The organism is Nocardia nova NBRC 15556, assembly GCF_001613005.1.
Classification (GTDB): domain Bacteria; phylum Actinomycetota; class Actinomycetes; order Mycobacteriales; family Mycobacteriaceae; genus Nocardia; species Nocardia nova.
Map to the genome: position 1 here is coordinate 48,033 of NZ_BDBN01000073.1, position 6,436 is coordinate 54,468.

Sequence of the window (6,436 nt, forward strand, 5' to 3'; positions counted from 1 at the left end):
GCCGTGATCACGGCCGCAGCGCCAGTTTGCCGACGGTTGCGCGAGCCTCCAGTTCGGCCAGCACCTTCGGGCCCTCGGCCAAGTCGTAGACCGTGGGCCGGGCCGGTTCGACCACGCCGGCGGCGACGAGGGCGAACAACTCCGCCATGACCGCGCCGAAGATTTCGGGCGCCGCCTGGATCAGCACGCCGATGTTGAGGCCGATGAGCTGAATCTGGTGTTCGTAGATCAGCTGCCGATTGCTGATCGTGGCATCGCCACCGGCCGCGCCGAAGACGACCACCCGGCCGGTGGCTCGTCTGGTCGCGGCGAGGGTGTCCGCGAAACCCGAACCGCCCGCGGATTCGAGCACCAGATCGGCGCCGGCGCCGCCGGTCAGCTCCCGCACCTCGGCGGCCAGGCTCTCGCCGCGCGAGTCCAGAACGTGGTCGGCGCCCAGCTCGCGCACGAGGTCGTGTTTGCCGGGCGCCGCGGCGGCGATGACGGTCGCCCCGAAGTGTTCGGCGAGAGTCACCGCGGCCTGTCCGGTCGCGCCCGCCGCGGCCTGGATCAGCACGGTCTCACCGGCCACGAGGCGGCCCAGTGGTTTCAGCGCGGCGAGCGCGGTAGGGAGGTTGACGGTCAGGCCGAGGGCTTGTTCGGCGGTCCAGCCCTCCGGCACCGGCACGGCCGCCGCGGCCGGGAGGACCAGGTATTCGGCGAACGCGCCTTCCCCCACGCCGGCCACGCGCGCTCCCGGCCGCGGTTCGGATACGCCCTCGCCCGTTGCCACGACCTCGCCGGCGGCTTCGAAACCGGCCGGGTACGGCGGCTGCGGGCCGCCGAGGAACGTCCCCCGGCTTTTCGAGATGTCGGCGAAGTTGACCCCGGCCGCGGTCACCCGGATCAGGATCTCGCCGCGGCCCGGGTGCGGCACCGGCGCGTCGGTGATCAGGCACGTGTCCTGCGGGCCCCGCAGGGACGTCTGGTGCAGGGCTCGCATGGTCGCGGGAACGCTCACGGCACTCAACTCTCTTTCTCGGCTCGTCGCTGCCCACCGGTTCGGCGCCGCCGACCATGTAGACCTCGGGTGCCGCGAAAAGGAATCGGTGGGCCGGCGCGAGTTCGCGGAGCGAACGACCTTGACGAGCCCGGCCGGTCTCTGGTTCTCGCCCCGGTGACCCGCCGCTACCGGGTCAGCGCCGCCCGCGGAAGGTGCGGCGCAGGTCGTCGATCCACAGATCCGGGATCTCCCACGGGATGAAGTGGCCGCCGCGGTCGTGGACGGTGAGCTCGACGTGGTTGTACCAAGGGGCGCGGTCGCCGGTGCGGAAGTTCTCGACGCGGTCCTCGGTGTCGACACCGGGCGGGTTCTCGTAGCCGACGAAGGTGATGCCGGTGGGTGCCTGCACGACCGGAAGGCGGTCGTGTGAAGGCGTCCAGGGATAGCGATTGTTGTTGGCGTAGAGGCGGATCGAGGTGCCGATGGTGTTGGTGGCCCAATAGATCGTGGCGTGGGTGAGCAGATCGTCTCTGCTGAACACGGTTTCTACGTCACCGCCGTTGTCGCTCCACTTGCTCCACCGCTCCAGAATCCACGCCAGCATGCCCGCCGGAGAATCCGACAGGGCGTGGGCGAGGGTGCTGGGGGCGAGCAGGTGCGCGGCCAGGTGGACGGCGAAACGTCTGTCCAGCTCCACGAATCGTGCGTGCACCGCCGCGGGCAGGTCGTCGGGAATCGGCCGTCCACCGCTGAAGTCCCAGGCTCGATCGCCGTTGAACAGGGTCAGTTTCAGCCCGGATCCGATGTGGATGGCATACAACTCCTCGGCGTACTTGTGGCCGAGCTGCGCGGTGACCAGCGCGCCGACGTCGCAACCCGCGGCGGCGTATTTCTCGTACCCCAGCACCTCGGTCATCAGTGTGTGCCAGAGGTCGGCGACCTTCCAGAAGTTCAGATCGGGGCGGTCGAGCAGCGGACTGGAGAATCCGAAGCCCGGAAACGACGGCACGATCACGTCGAACGCCTCGGCCGGGTCGCCGCCGTGCGCACCCGGATCGGCCAAGGGGCCGGCGACCTTGGACCAGTGCCAGAACGTCCAGGGCCAGCCGTGCGTCAGGATCAGCGGTGTCGGATTCGGGCCGACTCCGGGTTTGCGCATGATATGGATCGGCACCCCGTCGATGTCGACCTTGTAATGCTGAAAGGTGTTGATCTCGGCTTCGGCTGCGCGCCAGTCGTATCCGCTGCGCCAGTAGTCGACGAGCTCCCGCAGATAACCGGCGGGCACGCCGTAATACCCGTCGTCGTTGCCCACGTCGTCGGGCAGGCGGGTCCGCTCCAGGCGCTGCCGCAGGTCGGCGAGCACACCGTCGGGGACGTGAATCGTCGTGGGAGTCAAGGGGAACGGTCGGGCATCGTCGGTGGTGTCGTTCATATGGCCTCCTGCGCCGTGTGATCGCCACAATTACATAAGCAACTTATTTAAGCAACTTGTATAAGTTCCGGATATAGTTGCCCGCGTGGACGACATCGATGATTTCGACGTGGACGGGTTCGCTGCGGTGATCGAGGACTTCAACCGCGTCTACATCCGCATTCCGGTCCGGGAGAAGCTGCCGTTCACCACGCTGTCGGTGCTCGACACCCTGGCGCAGCGGGGCCCGATGCGACTGACGGAGCTGACCGATACCGAACAGATGACCCAGCCGGGCATCACGCAACTCGTCGCGCGCCTGGAGCGCGACGGCCTGGTGCTGCGTCGCCGCGACCCCGGTGACGGGCGGGCCGTGCTCGTGCACCTCACCGAGGCCGGCCGGCAGATCCGGCGCAGCCGCCACGACGACCGGGTGCGCTATCTGGTTCCGCTGATCGGCGAACTGAGCCTCGCGCAGCGCCGGGCCTTGGCGGCCGCCCTACCCGCGCTCACCCGGCTGGCGCAGTTGGAACGGGAGCGCTGACACCGCGCATCCGTCCCGGCCCGCTGTTGCCTGCGGAAGGCTCACCGCCACACCAATTTCAGCACCGCGGGGGTCAGCAGCATGCGGATCACCGTGGCATCCAGGATCAGGGCCGCGATCATGCCGTAGGCGATGTATTTCATCAGCACCAGATCGGAGAAGCCGAACGCACCGGTCACCACGATCAGAATCGCCGCCGCCGAGGTGATCACCCCGCCGGTGTGGGCGATGCCGTAGCGGATCGCCTCCGCCGGCGGCGCCCCGCCCGCCCGTGCCTCGGCCATGCGCGATTGCAGGAACACTTCATAGTCGGTGGACAATCCGAACAGCACCGTCACGATCAGCACCAGCACCGCGAACATCAGCGGCCCCGGGGTGAAGCCGAGCAGGCCCGCGCCGTGCCCTTCGACGAACAACCACGTCAGAATGCCCAGTGCGGCACCGAGACTCAGCGCGCTCATCAGCACGGCCTTCAACGCCAGCACGATCGAGCGGAAGGCGATGTACATCAGCACCAGGGCCGCGGTCGCCAGAATCGTTGCCAGCAAGGGTAATCCGTCGATGAGGCCGTGAATGGCGTCGCGTTCCAGGGCCGGCACCCCGGCCACCATCACCTGCACCCCGGACGGATGCGGAATCGCACGCAGCGCCGCGATGGCGGCGTCGGCGTCGGTCTTGTGCACCAGACCGGTGGACAGCACATTGATCCCGTTGGTCGTCGGCGCCGCCGCCTCGAACGGTCCCGTCAGTCCCGGTGCGAAATTGGCTTGGAACCGGATATCGGACAACTGCTGCGGATCCGCCCCCACGACCACCAATTTCAGTGGCTCCGTGCGGAATTCGGGAAACAGCGCGTCGAATTTCTCCTGTGCCACGCGGGCCGGGTTGTCGGCGGCCAGGTATCGCTCCGACAGGCCGCCGAATTCGATGTTGCGGAACGGGATCAGCAGGAAGAGCAGTCCGGCCACCACCGGCACGATCACCCGCGCGGGATGACGCATCGCGAACAGGGCCAGCTTGGAGAAGAACCCGTTGTCGATCTCCTGGGCGCTGCGGATCCCGGCGAACCGGTGCCAGCCCCACAGATCGATGCGCCGCCCGACGATACTCAGCGCCGCCGGCAGCGCGGTCACCGACAGCAGCGCCGCCAGCAGTACCGAACTGATGCCGCCGTAGGGCACCGAGCGCAGCACCCCGTTCGGGTAGATGAACAGCGCCGCCAGGCTCACCGCGATGATCGCGGCGGAGAACAGCACCGTGCGCCCGGCCGTGGCGACCGTGCGCGCGGTCGCCTCCTCCACACTGCGCCCGGCCGCCAGCTCCTCCCGGAACCGGGTCACCGCGAACAGGCCGTAGTCGATCGCCAGCCCCAGGCTCACCAGGGTGACCACGGCGCTGGCGAAGACGTTGACGTCGATGTGGTCGGTGAGCAGGCGCATCATGCCCTGACTGCCCAGGATCGTCATCCCGCCGATGAGCACCGGCAGCAGCGCGCCGACCACGCCGCCGAACACGAAATACAGCAGCACGGCCACCACCGGCAGCGCGATCAGCTCGGCGCGGTGGATATCGTCCTGCATCCCGATGTTGATGCCCTCGACCACCGGTTGCAGACCCGCCAGCTGTACCGTCGTGCCGCCCGGTCCGCGCCCGGAACCGCCTGCGCCCAAATCCTTTTGGATGGCGAGGTAGTTGTCGACCGTGGCGGTGTCGGAGCCGTGCAGGCCGATGCTGGCGAAGGCGTGGGTGCGGGAGGCGTCGGCGAACTGCCCCATCATCGAGCCGTCGAAGTAGCTGTCGATCTTCTTGATCCGGTCCGGATACCGGTCGTGCAGATCCTTCAGGGCCGAGGCGATCGCCGTGCGGATCGGCGGATCGTCGACGGTGTGGCCGGGTGGTGCGGTGTAGAGCACGATCACGTCGGCATCGGTGTCGCGGCCGAAGGTCTGGTCGGCGAGTTTGGAGGCGACCACCGATTCGCTGTGTTCGTCGAACCACCCGCCCTGGGTCAGCCGGGAGCCCAGATCACGGCCGTAGAACCCCGAGACGGCCACGATCAGCACGAAGATCGCGAACACCAGGTAGCGATGGCGATGAACGAATCGACCCCAGCGCAGCAGAAACCCCTCGAGCATGCCGGGGGTCAGCCGCAGGCCGCGGTGCGGTAGTCGGCCGAACGCAGGATCCCGCACAGATCGTTGCGCGAGATCTTCCACTTCCCGTCGATATCGACGAAATGCACGATGGTGGTGCGCACGTTCTCGCCGCTGCCGTCCTTGTCCAGCCGCATCGTGGCGGTGAGGGTGCCGTCGTGGTTGTCGAATACCGGATCGACCACGCCGTAGACGGCGCGCGGATTGTCGTGCAGCGCCTTGTACATGTCGGGAATGGCGTCCTTGAACGCGGCGCCGTCCTCGATCAGGTCGGTGCGTTCACTGTCGGGCAGCGAGGGATCCAGTGCGCGTTTGATCTGTGAATCCAGCTGTGCGGCGGTCGGCAACGGCGGCCGGTTGGCGCTGCTGACGGCGGCCGCCTCCGAGGAGGAGGTGAGCGCGGCGTAGGCCGACGAGCGCGCCGCCGCCACCGAAGCCTCGTCGGGGCCGCTGTCGCAGGCGGCGATCACCAGCGCGAGCATCGTGATTCCGAATGCGCCGTGGACCGTGCGTCGCAATGCCATTACGTCCTCGAATGTGTCGAAAGTAACCGGTGGTTCCTACAGTCTGGCACGTGTGATCAGCGGCCCTCGATGACCGCGCTCAACCGGTTCAGCAACGCGCGCACCGTCGTGGTCGCCCCGCGCTGCGCCGGGACCGGCACGGCGGTCGGCACCAGATCACGCACCAGGGCGCGCACGCTGCGGGCGTCGTCGAGGTCGATATCGGTGACGGCGGCCTCGACCACGGCCACCACATCCTCGGGGCCGGGCACGTCGGTGGGGGTGTCGGCGCGGTAGATCTCGAGGGTGAGGGTGGAACGCACCGTGCGGAAGGCGAACGGCTGCCCCTCGGCCGTTCGGCCGAACCCGTGGGCGAACGGACCAACGGTTAAATCTTCAAGTGTGAATTCAGACGTGCGGTCTGTTTCCAACCGAGACTCCCCTGGTTCGACGTCCGATATGAGGTATCCACGGTAACGGGTGAGGCGCGTGCCACGCCGGAACCACCCCGGTGACCGGGCCGCGTGTCCGATCATGGTCAGATGAAACAGTACGCATGAGTCACACGAAGGAGTTCGGAGCATGCGGGGTTATCGGTCGGCACTGGGTGCCGTCCTCGCGGCCGCCGGCGCCGTCGTGCTCGTCGCGGGCTGTTCCTCCCACAGCGACGACACCACTGCCCCCGCGGCCGGTGCTCCCGGACGCGCCGCCGCCGCGCCGGCGGCGACCGCCACGCCCGCCGGAGCCGTCACCGCCTTCGGGCCGGTCGCGACACTGCTCGCCGAACCCGCCACCGGCCGGGTGGTCGCCCTCGACCCCAACGGCCTCGGGTTACGCCTG

6 protein-coding genes and 1 pseudogene are annotated in these 6,436 nt (G+C 68.2%); 2 read left to right on the forward strand and 5 right to left on the reverse strand.

What is annotated here, in order from left to right:
- Positions 1 to 7 precede the first annotated feature (7 nt).
- Positions 8 to 1,000, reverse strand: a complete 993-nt coding sequence (locus NN2_RS26245) for a zinc-binding dehydrogenase (RefSeq protein WP_063016813.1) — start codon at positions 998 to 1,000, stop codon at positions 8 to 10.
- Positions 1,001 to 1,175: 175 nt separating this feature from the next.
- Positions 1,176 to 2,417, reverse strand: coding sequence for an epoxide hydrolase family protein (locus NN2_RS26250; protein ID WP_063016791.1), 1,242 nt, complete (start codon positions 2,415 to 2,417; stop codon positions 1,176 to 1,178).
- 85 nt (positions 2,418 to 2,502) lie between these two features.
- Here NN2_RS26250 and NN2_RS26255 point away from each other — a divergent pair, with 85 nt between their 5' ends.
- Positions 2,503 to 2,940 carry a MarR family winged helix-turn-helix transcriptional regulator gene (locus NN2_RS26255; RefSeq protein ID WP_063016793.1) on the forward strand — a complete coding sequence of 146 codons (438 nt, stop codon included), beginning with the start codon at positions 2,503 to 2,505 and terminating at the stop codon, positions 2,938 to 2,940.
- Positions 2,941 to 2,981: 41 nt separating this feature from the next.
- Here the strand turns inward: NN2_RS26255 and NN2_RS26260 are convergent, their stop codons facing one another.
- From NN2_RS26260 to NN2_RS26270, 3 genes are read right to left on the reverse strand one after another with little or no spacing between them, the layout of a single operon-like run.
- Positions 2,982 to 5,132, reverse strand: a complete 2,151-nt coding sequence (locus NN2_RS26260) for an MMPL family transporter (RefSeq protein ID WP_227463156.1) — start codon at positions 5,130 to 5,132, stop codon at positions 2,982 to 2,984.
- Positions 5,084 to 5,617 carry a WKL family lipoprotein gene (locus NN2_RS26265; RefSeq protein ID WP_030516907.1) on the reverse strand — a complete coding sequence of 178 codons (534 nt, stop codon included), beginning with the start codon at positions 5,615 to 5,617 and terminating at the stop codon, positions 5,084 to 5,086. The genes NN2_RS26260 and NN2_RS26265 overlap by 49 nt, the downstream gene beginning before the upstream one ends.
- A 56-nt stretch (positions 5,618 to 5,673) precedes the next feature.
- The gene (locus tag NN2_RS26270) at positions 5,674 to 5,919 is read right to left on the reverse strand and encodes a hypothetical protein (RefSeq protein ID WP_227463155.1); all 246 of its coding nucleotides are present in this window, start codon (positions 5,917 to 5,919) and stop codon (positions 5,674 to 5,676) included.
- A 259-nt stretch (positions 5,920 to 6,178) separates the two neighbouring features.
- On the opposite strand from NN2_RS26270, the pseudogene NN2_RS26275 reads away from it, so the two are divergent.
- A pseudogene (locus NN2_RS26275) lies at positions 6,179 to 6,436 on the forward strand (hypothetical protein); the annotation flags it as partial.